The 16,392-nt window shown below is 60.3% G+C and carries 18 protein-coding genes; 17 read left to right on the forward strand and 1 reads right to left on the reverse strand.

What is annotated here, in order from left to right:
- Positions 1–1,071, reverse strand: a complete 1,071-nt coding sequence (locus tag AC5FRW_RS10275) for a protein-glutamate methylesterase/protein-glutamine glutaminase (protein ID WP_493568360.1) — start codon at positions 1,069–1,071, stop codon at positions 1–3.
- A 188-nt stretch (positions 1,072–1,259) separates the two neighbouring features.
- Here AC5FRW_RS10275 and AC5FRW_RS10280 point away from each other — a divergent pair, with 188 nt between their 5' ends.
- The 17 genes from AC5FRW_RS10280 to arlJ all read left to right on the forward strand — a co-directional run bounded on the left by AC5FRW_RS10280 (position 1,260) and on the right by arlJ (position 16,194).
- The gene (locus tag AC5FRW_RS10280; RefSeq protein ID WP_493568361.1) at positions 1,260–1,685 is read left to right on the forward strand and encodes a chemotaxis protein CheW; all 426 of its coding nucleotides are present in this window, start codon (positions 1,260–1,262) and stop codon (positions 1,683–1,685) included.
- A gap of 72 nt (positions 1,686–1,757) precedes the next feature.
- The gene (locus AC5FRW_RS10285; RefSeq protein ID WP_493568362.1) at positions 1,758–2,483 is read left to right on the forward strand and encodes an RAD55 family ATPase; all 726 of its coding nucleotides are present in this window, start codon (positions 1,758–1,760) and stop codon (positions 2,481–2,483) included.
- 150 nt (positions 2,484–2,633) lie between these two features.
- On the forward strand, positions 2,634–2,969 hold the full coding sequence (locus AC5FRW_RS10290) for an ArsR/SmtB family transcription factor (protein WP_493568363.1): 336 nt from the start codon (positions 2,634–2,636) through the stop codon (positions 2,967–2,969).
- Positions 2,970–3,075: 106 nt separating this feature from the next.
- On the forward strand, positions 3,076–3,351 hold the full coding sequence (locus AC5FRW_RS10295; protein WP_493568364.1) for a DUF7521 family protein: 276 nt from the start codon (positions 3,076–3,078) through the stop codon (positions 3,349–3,351).
- Between the two features lie 253 nt (positions 3,352–3,604).
- Positions 3,605–4,270 carry a flagellin gene (locus AC5FRW_RS10300; RefSeq protein WP_493568365.1) on the forward strand — a complete coding sequence of 222 codons (666 nt, stop codon included), beginning with the start codon at positions 3,605–3,607 and terminating at the stop codon, positions 4,268–4,270.
- Between the two features lie 227 nt (positions 4,271–4,497).
- A complete protein-coding gene (locus AC5FRW_RS10305; protein ID WP_493568366.1) occupies positions 4,498–5,175 on the forward strand; it encodes a flagellin in 678 nt (225 codons plus the stop codon).
- A gap of 296 nt (positions 5,176–5,471) precedes the next feature.
- Complete coding sequence (locus AC5FRW_RS10310) at positions 5,472–6,164, forward strand: flagellin (RefSeq protein ID WP_493568367.1); 693 nt, start codon at positions 5,472–5,474, stop codon at positions 6,162–6,164.
- An 88-nt stretch (positions 6,165–6,252) separates the two neighbouring features.
- Positions 6,253–6,813 carry a DUF7500 family protein gene (locus AC5FRW_RS10315; RefSeq protein WP_493568368.1) on the forward strand — a complete coding sequence of 187 codons (561 nt, stop codon included), beginning with the start codon at positions 6,253–6,255 and terminating at the stop codon, positions 6,811–6,813.
- 272 nt (positions 6,814–7,085) lie between these two features.
- Positions 7,086–7,445, forward strand: coding sequence for a chemotaxis protein CheY (gene cheY / locus AC5FRW_RS10320; protein ID WP_012807767.1), 360 nt, complete (start codon positions 7,086–7,088; stop codon positions 7,443–7,445).
- Between the two features lies 1 nt (position 7,446).
- Positions 7,447–8,658, forward strand: a complete 1,212-nt coding sequence (locus AC5FRW_RS10325) for a chemotaxis protein CheC (RefSeq protein ID WP_493568369.1) — start codon at positions 7,447–7,449, stop codon at positions 8,656–8,658.
- Positions 8,659–8,660: 2 nt separating this feature from the next.
- Complete coding sequence (locus AC5FRW_RS10330; protein WP_493568370.1) at positions 8,661–9,179, forward strand: chemotaxis protein CheD; 519 nt, start codon at positions 8,661–8,663, stop codon at positions 9,177–9,179.
- 261 nt (positions 9,180–9,440) lie between these two features.
- Positions 9,441–11,138 carry a FlaD/FlaE family flagellar protein gene (locus AC5FRW_RS10335; protein WP_493568371.1) on the forward strand — a complete coding sequence of 566 codons (1,698 nt, stop codon included), beginning with the start codon at positions 9,441–9,443 and terminating at the stop codon, positions 11,136–11,138.
- Positions 11,122–11,562 (forward strand): archaellum stator protein ArlF, encoded by a 441-nt coding sequence (arlF, locus tag AC5FRW_RS10340; RefSeq protein WP_493568372.1) that lies wholly within the window; start codon positions 11,122–11,124, stop codon positions 11,560–11,562. The genes AC5FRW_RS10335 and arlF overlap by 17 nt, the downstream gene beginning before the upstream one ends.
- Positions 11,563–12,015, forward strand: coding sequence for an archaellum stator protein ArlG (arlG, locus tag AC5FRW_RS10345; protein ID WP_493568373.1), 453 nt, complete (start codon positions 11,563–11,565; stop codon positions 12,013–12,015). It abuts the gene before it with no gap.
- On the forward strand, positions 12,012–12,773 hold the full coding sequence (arlH, locus tag AC5FRW_RS10350) for an archaellum protein ArlH (protein WP_493568374.1): 762 nt from the start codon (positions 12,012–12,014) through the stop codon (positions 12,771–12,773). Before arlG ends, arlH begins: the two co-directional genes overlap by 4 nt.
- A complete protein-coding gene (flaI, locus tag AC5FRW_RS10355) occupies positions 12,773–14,446 on the forward strand; it encodes an archaellum flagellar ATPase motor FlaI (protein WP_493568375.1) in 1,674 nt (557 codons plus the stop codon). The genes arlH and flaI overlap by 1 nt, the downstream gene beginning before the upstream one ends.
- On the forward strand, positions 14,446–16,194 hold the full coding sequence (gene arlJ, locus AC5FRW_RS10360) for an archaellar assembly protein ArlJ/FlaJ (protein WP_493568376.1): 1,749 nt from the start codon (positions 14,446–14,448) through the stop codon (positions 16,192–16,194). Before flaI ends, arlJ begins: the two co-directional genes overlap by 1 nt.
- Positions 16,195–16,392: the final 198 nt, after the last annotated feature.

Here is a 16,392-nt window from a genome sequence, read left to right on the forward strand (position 1 = left end):
TTAGGTCACCTCTCGTTTGATCGTCTCCACGATTCCCGTGGGAATGTCGTCGATCGGCAGGATCGAGTCCACACAGCCGGTTTCGGCGGCCCGCTGGGGCATACCGTACACCGCCGAAGTCGCTTCGTCCTGAGCGATCGTTCTGCCCCCGGCCGCCTTGATCCGGCGGATCCCGTCGGCACCGTCGTTGCCCATCCCGGTGAGGATGACGCCGATGAGCGGGTCGCCGATAACGTCCGCGGCCGTCTCCATGGTCACGTCGACCGCCGGCCGGACGCTGTTGACCGGTGGATCACTCGATAGCTTGACGCGCAGTCGTCCGTTCCGGTAGTTCTTCACGCGCATGTGGTAGTCCCCTGCGGCGACGAGTGCCTCTCCGCCACCGATACGGTCGCCGTCCTGTGCTTCGCGCACCTCGTAGTCGCTGCGAGCGTCGATCCGCTGGGCGAATCGACCGGTGAAGCCACCGGGCATGTGCTGGACGACCAACACACGGAAGTCCGCTTCCAGTGGCAACTCCGAGAGGACGGACTCGACCATCTTGGGACCACCCGTGGACGAACCGATGATCAGCGTCGGATCGTCCTCGTACGCGGTCGCACTGGGAGTCGTCGCGGTCGACTGCTGTGTCGAACCCGTCCCGGTCGTCCCCGACGGTGCCGTCACGTCGACCTGCGCAACCGACAGCACCATATCGACGAGTTGGTCTTTCAGCCGGGACATCTCCATCGAGACTTCCCCACCGGGCTTGGTGAAGAAGTCGACCGCGCCGTTGTCGAGTGCCTCGAAGGTCACATCGGCGTTCTCGTCGGTGTGAGCCGACAGCATCAGGACCGGCGTCGGGCACCGGTCCATGATCTGCTCGACGGCGACGATACCGTTCATCTCGGGCATCTCGACGTCCATCGTCACCACGTCGGGGCGGTGTTCGTCGACGAGGGCTACTGCCTCGCGGCCGTTCTTTGCCTCTGCGACGACGTCGACGCCACCCTCTTCGAGGATGTCGGAGATGACGCTGCGCATGAAATGAGAGTCGTCCGCGACGACGGCACGGGGAGATCCTCCGACCATAGATCACCCGTGTCCACGCACATCGGAGATGGTAATCGAGCGAGTCACGCAGGGAAACATTGCTATGCAGAATGCGGGCGAGGAACCAAAATAAAGACTCCGACCGTGTAATCACATTTGATAGCATAGAGGGCAACTTTAAGTCTGCGTACTGGTTCGATACGGGTAATCACCGGGAGTCCATAGGCATGTCAACAACAGATGGGCAGGTACTCGAATTCGAGCTAGGCGAGGAGACGTACTGCGTGAGCATCGACTACGTCACCGAGATCGTCGACGTTGGCGACCTGACGAAGGTCCCGAACGCGCCACGGCACGTCGAAGGCGTGATGGACCTGCGCGGGCGCACGACATCAATCGTGAATCCGAAGTCGGTGTTCGGGATCACCGACAACGGCACCGAACAGCGGATCATCGTCTTCGACCCGGAGATCATCGAAGACCAGAGCGCCGCAGGCTGGCTCGTCGACGAGGTCGATCAGGTCGTCCAGGTCGACGACGAACAGGTCGACGAATCACCGGGGACCAACAGCAACGGTTCGATTCAGGGCGTCGTCAAACGCGACGACGACTTCGTCATCTGGGTCGATCCACAGGCAGTCCACTCGAATTAGGGAGCAAGACTTTTTTACTCAGCCCCGAGAGTACAACGCAATTCCAGACTGCCAGCCCCTGATACATCAAAAATGATCGAACTAACGAAGACAGGCATCGACGGTCTCGACGACATTCTGAACGGTGGTATCGTCAAGAACTCGACGACACTGGTCAGTGGAAATCCTGGTGCAGGGAAGTCGATTCTCGGTCTCCAGTACATCTACAATGGGGTCGAACAGTTCGACGAGAAGGGAATCTATCTCTCCTTCGAAGAGAACGAATCCGATCTGCGAGAAGCCGCCGAATCGATCGGCTTCGACAAGTGGCCCGAGTACGTCGAGAACGGTGACATCAAGATCTACGACAAGCAGGTGCTGCTCCGAGAGAACGACTTCTCGTCTTCGCTCGAACTTCTGCTCGATGACCTCGAAGACGACCAGTACGATCGGCTCGTGCTGGACTCGCTGACGATGTTCGAACTCTTCTTCGAGAACGAAAAAGAGAAGCGAACGTATCTGCTGAAGTTCACCGACATCCTCAACAGTAACGAACTGACGACGCTGATGACCAACGAACAGGGAGCTGTCTTCCCCGATACGGACATCGGACTGGAGAACTACCTGACCGACGGGAACATCTACCTGATCCAGACGCCGACCGACTCGGGTGTCAACCGCTACGTCTGGGTCGCGAAGATGCGCAAGCAAAACATCGAGACCGACATCTATCCCATGGAGATCGAATGGGGTGGCATTCGAGTCCACCAGAACGCGAGTGCGTTCTCGATGATGAGCGAAGAGGACTCACCGATCTAACGACCCGTGATTATTAACCGAGAAAACGCAAGACGGTAGCGGTTTTCTCCGTGTTACCGGCCAGACGATCACCCAAAAGTAATCACCCGATTACGGGCAGTATCACGGGCGATAGCTTTATAGTCGACAGAATATACTATTTGATAACCGATGGCTTCAGTGGATATTCTGCAGACGCTGGGAAACAAATACAGCGCAGAGATCCTGGATGCCACGGACGAACCCGCGTCCGCCCAGGAGCTTAGCGACGAACTCGGCATCCCGATCGCGACGTGTTATCGCCGTATCGACGAACTGACCGAGCACGACCTGCTGGAGCTACACGACAACATCCTCTCGGACGACCGCCGCCGAATCAAGGTGTATCGACGCTCGGTCGAGGAAGTGACCGTCGACTTCGACGGCGGGCTATCCGTCCAAGTCGAAGACCGCTCGGAAGTGACCAACAAGCTAGACGAGGCGTGGCGAACGCTCTCTGAAGGCTAGATACGCGTCCGAGGAGACTCGTTATCAGCTTTCGAGTCAATTATCAGGAGAGATATTTTCGAGGGAGGTTTTAATAGAACCACTGTGGAAGCAGAGAACAGTGCCGATGATAGAACTCCTTTACGCGATCTCTACGCTGGTCTTCGTCGTCGCGGGGCTTACCATGGTCGGGATGGCGATGCGCGCGTACGTACAGACGTCACGTGATGCAATGCTCCACCTGTCGCTGGGGTTTGCCCTCGCAGTCGCCGGGGCGACGGCGACGATGATCAGTGCCTTCGTGAACGACTTCAGCGGTGTCCGGTCGCTGCTGCTGGTCAACAGTGGCTTGACGACGTTCGGGTTCCTGTTCGTGATGTACAGCCTCGTGACATACGACTGAATGGAGCACGCACACGGAACACCGAGGAACGATCGCGGATCGGCGACCGGTTCGATGCTTCTCACGTCTCACCCATCGACCGAGAACACCCGAACAAACCGGTCGAAACCGCCGTTCTCATTCGTGAATCCTTTCTTTTCATCTGGAGATAGGTGTTTTCAGGCATGATAATTCGCGAGTCATCCTTATTACCGGGTAGTGTCCACGTTGTGATAGCGTCCGGAGTGGACCGCACTCGGGGCAGACCACAACTATGATCGACCGACTCACCAACGACAACGACAACGACCGCGGGCAGGTCGGGATCGGGACCCTCATCGTGTTCATCGCGATGGTCCTGGTCGCCGCCATCGCCGCCGGTGTCCTGATCAACACCGCCGGCTTCCTGCAGTCCAGTGCCGAAGAGAGCGGTGAACAATCCAGTGCACAGGTCACTAACCGACTGCAAGTCGTCAACGCCGTCGGGACCGACATCGTCGACGACTCGGGCTCCGAGGTAACGACGGTCGAACTCACCGTCAAGAAGGCCCCCGGTGCCGACAACGTCGACCTGACGACCACCACCGCACAGTGGGTCTCCTCCGACGGGACCTTCGACATCGTCAGCAAGACCGCACAGAACGAGGGTGGTGGAACCGACGGTGACGCTGCGTTCGTCACCTCGACGTTCCAGGACGACGACAACTCCATCTCCAACAGTAACGTCCTCAACGATCCCGCCGACCGGGCGATCATGAAGTTCCAGACCGATTCGACCGACAACCTTGACGCAGCACTGTCTAATTCAGACCGTGTCCAAGCGGACCTCGACGAAGGGTCGACGGCGTCGATCAAGCTCAACACGCAGGCCGGTGGCGAGACCACGGCCACGCTGGTCGTGCCCGAGTCCCTCTCCGGCAAGTCTGCCGTCAGCCTGTAACGGACATCGGTTTTTTCTTTAGTTTCTCCAACAGTCACCAGCCGGTAGCAAGACATCAGTGGCGCAGTTCTCGTCCCTGATGGCGACATTCTCATCAGCAAAATCAGAGCATATCACGGCCGATATTCGATTTCAGGCATGATAATTCGCGAGTTACCCTTATTACCGGGTAGTGTCCACATTGTGATAGCGTCCGGAGTGGACCGCACTCGGGGCAGACCACAACTATGATCGACCGACTCACCAACGACAACGACAACGACCGCGGGCAGGTCGGGATCGGGACCCTCATCGTGTTCATCGCGATGGTCCTGGTCGCCGCCATCGCCGCCGGTGTCCTGATCAACACCGCCGGCTTCCTGCAGTCCAGTGCCGAAGAGAGCGGTGAACAATCCAGTGCGCAAGTGACCAATCGGCTCCAGGTCGTCAACGCCGTCGGCGAAGACATCACCACTGACGAAGCCGGCTCCGAAGTGACGACGGTCGAACTCACCGTCAAGAAAGCCCCCGGTGCCGACAACGTCGACCTGACGACCACCACCGCACAGTGGGTCTCCTCCGACGGGACCTTCGACATCGTCAGTTACACCGCGACGACGGAGGGCGGCGGGACCAGCGGGGATGCGATCTTCGTCACCTCGACGTTCCAGGACGACGATAACTCCATCACCAACAGTAACGTCCTCAACGATCCCGCCGACCGCGCCACCATGAAGTTCCAGACCGACTCCGTGCCGGCTGCTGCACAAGATCCCAACATCGACAGTACCGCCGACCGAGTCGGTGCGAACCTCTACGAAGGAACGACCGCGTCGATCAAACTCAACACGCAGGCCGGTGGCGAAACCACGGCCACGCTGGTCGTGCCCGAGTCCCTCTCCGGGAAGTCCGCCGTCAGCCTGTAGACGACCTTCTGTTTCCTGTTTTCTGTCACACCAGATCCAGTCGAGAGCGACAGCCGAGTGACGGGATGGCTGTCACGTCATGCAGAGATTACACCCCTGGGGCGAGGTCGATCACAGATCGACAGTCCGTAACACAGTTTTTCGTACCGTAGTCCACGAACTCAGTGGCTGGATCGACGATATCATCGGTGAAATCGAGTTTCAGGAGTGATAATTCGCGAGTTACCCTTATTACCGGGAGATGTCCACGTTGGGATAGCGTCCGGAGTGGACCGCACTCGGGGCAGACCACAACTATGATCGACCGACTCACCAACGACAACGACAACGACCGCGGGCAGGTCGGGATCGGGACCCTCATCGTGTTCATCGCGATGGTCCTGGTCGCCGCCATCGCCGCCGGTGTCCTGATCAACACCGCCGGCTTCCTGCAGTCCAGTGCCGAAGAGAGCGGTGAACAATCCAGTGCGCAAGTGACCAATCGACTTCAGGTCGTCAACGCCGTCGGCGAAGACATCACCACTGACGAGGCCGGCTCCGAGGTGACGACGGTCGAACTCACCGTCAAGAAAGCCCCCGGTGCCGACAACGTCGACCTGACGACCACCACCGCACAGTGGGTCTCCTCCGACGGGACCTTCGACATCGTCAGCAAAGAGGCACAGAACGAGGGTGGTGGAACCTCGGGTGACGGTGCATTCCTCACCTCGACGTTCCAGGACGACGACAACTCCATCTCCAACAGTAACGTCCTCAACGACCCCGCCGACCGCGCCACCATGAAGTTCCAGACCGACTCCGCCGACGCAGCGAGTGCGGTGGATAGTGGCTTCTCCGATCCGGGTGACGGGACGGGAGACCTCATCACCGCTGACCTCTACGAAGGGACGACCGCATCGATCAAACTCAACACGCAGGCCGGTGGCGAGACCACGGCCACGCTGGTCGTGCCCGAGTCCCTCTCCGGGAAATCCGCCGTTAGCCTCTAAGCCGTCCGACTTTTCTTTTGCTTTCGTTCATCGCCCAGAGCCATCGGTGGGCGACGGACTTATGTTCGAGTGTGGCACAGAGTTACACATGCCTGAAGGGCCGGACACGCCCAACCCGGAAGACGGGAAGATCCTCTCGCCCGAGGAACTCGACATCGCCGACAACGACCACGTCGAAGAGATCGACGACGGACGATTCGTCGTCTCGTCTGATGTGCGAGCCGAGAAGAACGCCACGCAGCCAGCAGAGCCAGAATCGACCCAGCAGCGCGAACAAGCAGCACCGCCGGAGCCGACACTCAACGCTGCGACGGTCCACGAATGGCTCACCGAGAACATGGAGGAGGGAAGCTCTCGGTACGGCTTCGACGTGACGGCGAAGTTCGACGGGTCGGTCAGTCAGCAACGGATGGTGTCGAACGATATCATCACCGTCTTCGAGAGCCTGATGCTCTGGTACGCACGGCAGGTCGACGGGTCGACGCCGGTCGAGGAGGTGCTCGGAATTCTCCTGAGCGAGTCGAACGTTCCCGTCCGGTATCCACCGGAGAGCCTGCAAAAGCTCGTCGCGTCGAGCAACTGCTCGCCCGACGATTCCATCGCGGAGTTGCTCGCCGCCGTTCAGGGCGACGACGGTGTCAATCTGTAGTACGCCCGTGCCAGACTGTTGCCGCCTCGCTACTCGTACTGTCGGTGTGAATTCGTGAACGATGTTCCCACAGCGAGGTGGCGAATCTCTTCACGAGGGGACACCAACAGTATCACGAACCATTCACGCTCGACATCACCCCGGTAAAGACGGGCGACAGTATCGTGGGCTGCCGATAAAACGGCGTCCTGCCGCCGTCGATCGAATATCACAGCCGATAATTCCGTGCAAGGGTTTATTTAGACATTCGCGGTACATCTGTAGTGATAGGTATGCCAGACGTACTGATCGCCGACGACTCAGAGTTTATGCGTAACCTCCTGCGTGAGATCCTCGAAGAGGACCACAACATCGTGGGAGAAGTGGAAAACGGTGTGGAAGCCGTCGAAGTGTACAAGGAACAGACACCAGATCTGGTGATGATGGACATCGTCATGCCGATCCGGGACGGGATCGAGGCGACCGACGAGATCAAGACTTCGAACCCGGACGCCAACGTGATCATGTGCACGAGTGTCGGCCAGGAAGAGAAGATGAAGGAGGCCGTCAAAGCCGGTGCCGACGGCTACATCACCAAGCCGTTCCAGAAACCGAGCGTGATGGAAGCCATCGAGGACGTCGTGCCCTCGTAAGATGAAAGTCGACATTCAGTCGCTCGGAACGTTCAATCAGCTTGCTCACGAGGGGGCCAAACAGGCGACCGCGTCGCTGAGCCAGATGACTGGCATCGACGCAGTCGTCGACGTGACCAAGATCACGCTGTTGAACCGCGAGGACGTCGGCGAAGAACTCACCGGGCAGGAGTTCGTCGGTGTGCAGTTCGACTTTCAGGGCGCGCTCGAAGGAGACACCGTCCTCGTGTTCGAGGCGGACTCCGTCGGCCCGATCACAGAGGCGCTGCTCCCCGGCGGCGCGGACAGCGAGATGGCAAAGAGTGGCGTCAAGGAGATCGGCAACATCATGATGAGTGGCTTCATCGACGGGTGGGCCGATTACCTCGAAACGACGATCGATCACAGTCCGCCGACGTACATCGAGGGCAACGGGGCGGAGATACTGCCCGAAGCCCCGGCGATGGACGAACAGCCACAGGTGTTCGTCTTCAAGTCACAGATCGAGTGGGTCGGCGAATCGGTCAACTTCTACATCTACATGTTGCCCGAGTACGAGCCACTGGCAGAGCTGATGAGCGAGCACGCCGAGTCTGAGAGCGACGCCATCCCGATCGACAAGCTGAGCGTGTTCAACGAAATGACCACCAGCGGCACCGAGAAGGCCGCCGAAAACGTCGAGATGATGACCGGCATCCCGACCGAGGCCGAGGTGACCCAGATCAGTTTCGCGCCGATCGAGGACGTGCCAAAGCAGGTCGGCAACGACATGTACGTCGGTACTGTCGTCGAGTTCACCGGCGCACCCAGTGGTTACCTGATGGTGCTGTTCGACGAGGTGTCGGCCCAGAACGTCGCCGAGGCGCTGATGCCGACACAGCCTGAGGGTGAGGGGCTGACCGACCACCACAAGGCCGCCATCGAAGAGCTGGGGAACATCATGACGAGTGGCTTCGTCGACGGGTGGGCGAACGTACTCCAGACCAGCGTCGATCACACGCCGCCGCGACTGGTCCACGACATGGGTCAGGCCATCGTCGATCCGCTCGCGGCACAGGTCGGCCAGCAGCAGGAACACTCCTTTATCATCGAATCCAAGATGCGAACCGACGACATCGAGTTCGGGAGTGAGATCCACGCGCTGCCCAACGAACGGGAACTGCGACAGGCGCTCGACGAACTCGAAGTCGACCGGGCCGACGAGACCGACGCTGACATCGAACAGATATTCTGACAATGAAGGTCTACGACGGGAGTCAAACGGAGCAATCGGCGACCGGTCAGCCAGAGCGAAAGAAAGTCGGAATCGCCGAGTACACGGTGACGACCGACGACGCAGTGTTGACCACGAGCGGGCTCGGTTCGTGTATCGGCGTCGCACTGTACGACAGCGAATCGGGTGCAGCGGGCCTCGTCCACGTAATGTTACCCCGGTACGACGAGGGCGACGGCGCACGTGCGAAGTTCGCGGACACTGGCGTCGAGGTGTTGCTCGACGAACTGGAGCGAGTCGGTGCCAGTCGCCGCTCGATCGAGGCGAAGATTGCCGGCGGAAGCGATATGCTCGACTTCTCTGAGAACGGGGCCAGCATCGGTAGCCGAAACGCCGAGAGCGTCCGCGAGACGCTTGCAGCACACGACATTCCGATCGTCGGCGAAGACATCGGCGGCGACCACGGACGGTCACTCCGCCTCGAATCGGCGACGGGCGATCTGATCGTCAAGAGCGCCAGTCAGGACTCGGCGACGTTGTAGCAGGGGCAATCAAAACGACGACCGGGGACCCCTGCCCGGTTCGTGTCTGACATCTGAAAGCCGTCCGGCTGACGGGGGCGCGCTGATTGGGTGTCGTCTGACGATCCAGTCAGTACGTCGCAGTAGAAAGAATAGTCAGACGATAGTATTTCTGAATAAAATCTTAATTACACATATTTACACCGAATACAACCAATCTGTTATCAGATATGATAGGGTAGGCAGAATATTGAAGGGTGTGAACATCCTCTTTTACCTACGATGAGTAGTATCGCGGTCTTCCCGGCGTTACAGGTGACGATCCCGGAGGGATCGGTCTTCGCACCCGCCCTCATCGTCTTGCTCAGTGGCGGGCTCGTCGGGATGAGTATCAAGAACATGTTCGACTCGATACTGTCGGACGACGAGGACGCCGGTGGCGACGACGACGGTGGTGACGACGAACTCGCCGACGGCGGTGGATTGATGGCCGACGACGGCGGTGGCGGTGACGACGAGTTCGGCGACCTCGGTGGGATGGGTGGCGACGACGACATGGGTGGGTTCGGTGACGACGAGTTCGGCGACATGGACGACGCCGGCGGGCAGGACACCGACGAACTCGAACACCGCCTCGACGAACTCGAAAACGAGGTCGGCTCGCTGTCCTCGACGGTCAACACCGTGCGCACGGAGAACGAGCAGATCAGCGAGTCCGTCGAGGAGGTCGAAGAGAACGTCCGCAAGCTACTCGACATCTACGAGATGGTCACGCGCGGTGTCAACCCCTTCGCCGACGACATCGACGCCGGTATGGGCGGTGGCGGCATGGGCGGTGGCGGCGGTGGCTTCGGCCTGTTCGACAACGACGACGGCGAAGAGGAGGAAGACATCGACGAGGACATCGTCAACGCCGACGCGGAGGGCTTTTTCGACGAGGACCTCGTCGAGGACGACGGCGACGGCGACATGGGCGATATGGGCGGTGGCGGTGGCGGCGGCGGTGTCGACGACGTGTTTCCCGACGAGGGTGGCGACGGTGGCGGCGGCTTCGAGGACGACGGTGGGAGCTTCGACGACGACTTCGACGATTTCGCGGAGGACGACAGCATGAGCATGGAAATGGACGACAGCGACGGGGACAGTGGTGACGGAGACGGCGGCAAATCCTTCCAGGAGCTGAAAGACGAGTACGATTCGGGCGACGCCGAGTGGGCCGAAGGCGAGAGTCCGGGTGGCGATATGAGCCTCGAAGAAGACGACGACGAGATGGGAGTCGACGATGCCGATGAAATGTTCGACGAGGCCGACGACGCACTGGACGACGCCGAGGACGACCTCGGCGGGCTGGAAGACGACGAGCTATTCGACGAGGTCATCGAATCAGAAGACGACGGGCTGGAAGCGGACGCGGCGGTCGACGCCGAGACGGAGCCAGCATCGGAACCGGAAGTCACGCCTGACCCCGAACCAGAGCCAGAACCTGAACCAGAACCGGAACCGGAAGTCACACCCGACCCCGAACCGGAGCCTGAGCCAGAACCTGAACCGGAAGTCACGCCCGACCCCGAACCAGAGCCAGACCCCGAACCGGAAACCACCACGTCGACTGCGTCGCAGTCCGAGTCGACGGGGAGCGGCGACGGCAAGCCCTATCTCGACGAACTGCCCGGTGGCTTCGCGAGCGACCTCATCGTCGTCGAGTGGCTGGAGTACCTGCTCGAACAGGCCAGCTACCGAGAAGCCGCCCGTGCGATCGACTACTACGAGCGGATCGACTGGATCGACGAGACGGTCGCCGACGACCTCCACGAAATCCTGCGTGGCTTCGACGAGACCGGTGGCGACGGTGGGCTATCGATCGATCAGCACACGCGAAGCCTCCAGTACATCAGTCAGCTAGACGACGACAGTGGGGCCGACGCCATCGTCCTGTCGAAGCTGGTCCGTGGAGGGGGATCAGATGGGCTTCAGCGTTAGTGGCTCGGCGGCCATCGTGTTCGCCGGCATGTTCATCGCCTTCGGGATGTTCCACACGGCGACGACCAACGGCTTCGAGCGTGTCTCCGAAGCGCAGGACGACCGCACGGACCGGACGCTGGCCCAGCAAAACACGGCGATCAACGTCACCAGTGCGACCTGGGACGGAGCCACCAGCGAACTGACGATCAAGGTCACCAACACTGGTGGGGAGTCACTGACCGTCAGCGAGGTGGATGTCCTCGCGAACAACAGCTACATCTCCGGGTACGATACGTCGGTCGACGGCGACACCGCGACCGATCTCTGGCTCCCACAGGAACGACTGACCATCACGGTCACGTCACTGACGGCGGATCCGGGACGGATCAAGTTCGTCACCGGCACCGGCGTGGCCGACACCACGACGACGGAGGTGGTGTAAATGGCGGGCGTCTCGGCGTCACACCTGATTATCTTCATCGCGAGCATGATGGTCGCCGCGAGCGTCGTCGGCGTCTTCACCGACAGCGTCGGGCAGTTGAGCGAAGCGATCGACGATCAAGGTGTCAGTGTCAGTTCCGACGTACGCAGCGACATCGAGATAATCTCCGACAGCGGCAGTGCGGCGGTGTACAACTCAAGTGGCAACGACAACATCACGCTCCACGTGAAGAACACGGGGTCGTCGACACTGCCCGCCGAGGCCGATCAGATCGACGTGCTCGTCGACGGCCTGTACCAGACGGACGTGGGCGTCACGCTACTGGGCGGCGCCGACACCTGGCGGCAGGGCGAGGTCGTCCGCGTCGAGATATCGGTGACGCTCTCGCCGGGCGATCACCGGGTGAAGTTGATCGTCGACGGCGACGAGGAGGTGTTCGAATTCCGATCATGAGTATTGCACGTAACGACCTGTACTCGCTGGGGCTGGACGATCACGACCGACTGAACAAGGAACTCGGTGGCGGGATCCCACCGGGCAGTATCATCCTCGCGGAGGGTGACTACGGGGCCGGCAAGTCGGCGATGAGCCAGCGCTTTAGCTACGGTCTCTGCGAGGAGGACCACGACGTGACGATGCTGTCGACGGAGTTGACCGTCGGGAGCTTCCTCGAACAGATGCACTCGCTGTCGTACGACGTGGTCGATCACATCCTCGACGAGAACCTCCTCTTCCTGCACGCCGACATCGGCGACGGGAACACGTTCTCCGGGGGCGAGGAGGACCAAGACCGCAAGGAGCTGCTCCGACGGCTGATGGAAGCCGAGGTGATGTGGCAGTCCGACGTGATCATCATCGACACGTTCGACGCCATCCTCCGAAACGACCCCAAATTCGAGGCACTCGTCCGTCAGAACGAGGAACGGCAGGCCGCCCTCGAAATCATCTCCTTCTTCAGGGACGTGATCTCGCGGGGCAAGTGTATCATGCTGACCGTCGACCCCTCGACGCTGGACGAAGAAGCGATCGGTCCGTTCCGGGCCATCGCCGACGTGTTCATCGAGATCGAGATGATCGAGGTCGGCAACGACGTGCGCCGCCAGCTCAACGTCAAGCGCTTCGCTGGCATGGGCGAGCAGGTCGGTGACACCATCGGGTTCTCGGTTCGGTCGGGAACCGGCATCGTCATCGAATCCAGGAGTGTTGCATAATGACAGACCACGGACGACCCAAACCATCGGACGAGCTTCGACAGGTAGCGGCACGACGACCACACCTGCGTGACCACCTCAAGAAGTTCAAGCAGATCACCGGGGAGTTCCCGATGTTCATCGAGGAGGCCGACGGCGAGTACGAGTCAAACCGGCCCAACGTCCTCTACCCCGTGGGTGGGCCGATCTTCTGTCACGTCTACGGCGACATCGGACAGGACACGAAGTACTACGCCATCGAGCCTAATCTCGACGAAGAGGAGTCGGTCGTCTTCGACAAGGTCCGCAACAAACTCCTCCGAAAGTCCGTCACCAAGCCCGCCCCCCAGAACGAGAACGAGTACGACGACCGGATCGAGGAACTCCTGCAGGAATCGACGAAGATCCGCGATCAGGAGGGCGACAACGGCGTCCTCACGCGACTCGCGAACCTCGGCAGTGTCGGGAAAGTCGAAGTGACCGAGAGTACCTACGAGAACATCCTCTATCGGCTCAATCGCGACATCGTCGGTCTCGGACCGCTCGAACCGGTGATGCGGGACCCGGCCAACGAGGACATTCACGTCATCGGCCGACAGGAGTGTCACGTCGACCACGAGGTCTACGGCATGCTCCAGACGACCGTCGAGTGGGAGTCCGAAGAGGCGTTCGACCAGTGGCTGCGCAACATGGGCGAGCGTGTCGGCGACCCTGTCAGTGACTCCGATCCGATCGTCGACTCGACGCTGCCCGACGGGTCGCGTCTGAACCTGATCTACTCCGACGACGTGTCGCTCAAAGGCCCCTCGCTGACTATCCGTCAGGGCACCGAGACGCCGCTGTCGATCTTCCAGATTACGAAGTGGAACACGCTCAGCCCCGAGATGGCGGCCTACCTCTGGCTCTGTCTGGAGAACGAACAGACGGTGTTCGTCGTCGGGGAGACGGCATCAGGGAAGACGACGACGCTGAACTCTATCTTCACGTTCATCCCCCGAGACGCGAAGATCTACACCGCAGAGGACACCGCCGAGGTTCTCCCGCCACACAACACGTGGCAGCAACTTCTCACCCGGGAAGGCGAGGACGAGGGGACGAGCGTCGACATGTTCGACCTCGTCGCCGCCGCACTGCGATCTCGCCCCGACTACATCATCCTCGGTGAGGTTCGTGGCGCAGAAGGTCGTATGGCGTTCCAGGCCGCACAGACCGGCCACCCGGTGATGCTGACCTTCCACGCCAGCGACATCGTCTCCATGATCCAGCGCTTTACCAGCGAACCGATCAACGTCCCCGAGACGTTCATGGGCGTCGCCGACGTAGCACTGTTCCAGAACCGCGTCAAGCAGGGCGATCAGGTCCTGCGTCGGGTCACCTCCGTCCAGGAGATCGAGGGCTACTCCAAGGAGATGGACGGGGTCGTCACGCGACAGGCGTTCAACTGGGACCCTGCCGCAGACGAGATCAACTTCCAGGCGATGAACAACTCCTACGTCCTCGAAGAACAGATCGCGACGCTGCTGGGGTACGAGGACACCCGGAAGATCTACGACGAACTGGAGTTCCGCGCGAACATCATCCGGCGGGCGATCCAAGAGAACATCGTCGGCTACCACGAAGTGAACGAACTCGTCGAGGACTTCCAGCGTGACGGCGTGGAGGGCCTGCCCTTCACGATCGCACGACCAGACTAATGGGCTCGAACGAAGCCGAGAACTCGATCGACCTGACGCTGTCAGAGATCTTCAGCGGCCTGCTGGAGTCCTACCAGCAGATGCATATTCCGCTCCAGCGGTACCTCTCCTTTATTCTGGTGCCGTCGATCGTCTTCTTCCTGTTCAGCACCGTCATCGCGCTGGTGCTCGACCTGCCGATGATGATCCGGGCACCGATCCCGCTGCTTGGCTTCCTCGCGATGATGGCGGCGATCTTCTACCCGAAGATCCTCCTCTCACAGCGTCGCCAGCAGCTCAACAATCGCTTTCACCTGATGGTCACCCACATGACGGTGCTGGCGACGACCAAGATCGACCGGATGGAAGTGTTCCGCACGCTGGCACAGGAAGAGGAGTACGGCGAACTGGCAAACGAGATGCACCGCATCGTCGAACTGGTCGACACCTGGAACCAGAGCTTAGACGACGCCTGTCGCCGCCGTGCCAAACAGGTCCCCTCACGCACGGTCTCCGACTTCCTCGACCGCCTCGCGTACACGCTCGGTGCGGGTCAGTCACTGGAAGACTACCTCCTGAGCGAACAGGAGCAGATCATCCAGAACTACACGACGGTGTACGAAGGGACGCTGGACAACCTCGAAGTGATGAAGGACCTCTATCTGTCGATGGTCCTGTCGATGACGTTCGCGCTGGTGTTCGCGGTCGTCCTGCCGGTGCTGACCGGGACGGACCCGACGATGACCGTCAGCGCCGTCATCGTGATGTACATCTTCGTTCAGTCCGGGTTCTACCTCGCCATCCGGTCGATGGCTCCCTACGACCCGCTGTGGTTCCACCCAGAAGAATATCCCTCAGAGATCGAAGACCGCATCGACAAGGCGACGTACGCCGGCGTCGGCCTGACGGCCGTCCTCTTTTTCATCTCGCTGGGCGGGATGTTCGGCGTGTCGCCGATCACGCTCGATCACATCCTCTTTTTCCTCGACAAGGTTCCCCTGTCGATGTACGCCGTCATTCCGATCACCCCACTGCTGATCCCCGGCATCGTCATCCGGCAGGAAGAGCAGAGAGTCAAGGGCCGCGACGAGGAGTTCCCCAGTTTCATCCGTGCACTCGGTGCCACGGAAGGTGCCAAACAGTCGACGACCTCGATGGTCCTGCGAACCCTGCGCAAGAAGGACTTCGGCGCACTGACCCCGAACGTCAACGATCTGTACAAGCGACTCAACATGCGCATCGAACCCGCCGAAGCGTGGCGCTTTTTCACCGCCGACTGTCGGTCCTACCTGATTCAGACGTTCTCGGAGATGTACCTCATCGGCCGCGAGATGGGTGGGTCGCCGAAACAACTGGGTGAACTCATCGCCCAGAACATGAACGTCATCAAACAGCTTCGCCAGCAGCGAAATCAGGCCGCGACGACGCTGATCGGCCTGCTGTACGGTATCACCGCCGCCTCGACCTTCGCCTTCTTCATCGGCCTGCAGGTCGTCAACATCCTCTCGTCGATGTCGCTGAACCTCTCCTCGTCGTCGAACTTCGACGCCTCGACGCTGATCAACACCGGCGTCTACAACATCCCGCTGATCGAGTTCCTCCTGATCATCGTCATCATGTTCGGCGCGATGCTGTCTGCGCTGATGGTCCGCACCGTCGACGGCGGCCACAAGGCCAACACCTACATGCACTTCGTCATGCTCTCGTGGATCGGTTCCGTCACCTCCATCGCCACGAAGTGGCTGGTCACACAGTTTATCGGTATCTAGCCACCTTTTTCCACAGCGGGTTCGAGTCGCGCCGGAGGCGCGCTCGAACCGCTTGTGGAAAAACGTCCTCAGAGATCGAAGATCTCTGATGGGCTCGCAAGAGCACTGCTCTTGCGAACGTGGGCGAAAAAGGCTACTCCTCGCTACGCTCGGAGTAGTGAACCGGGCGACCTGCCGGGTCCGTCGGACCGCTCGGTC

The organism is Halomicrobium sp. HArcht3-1 (assembly GCF_058933345.1).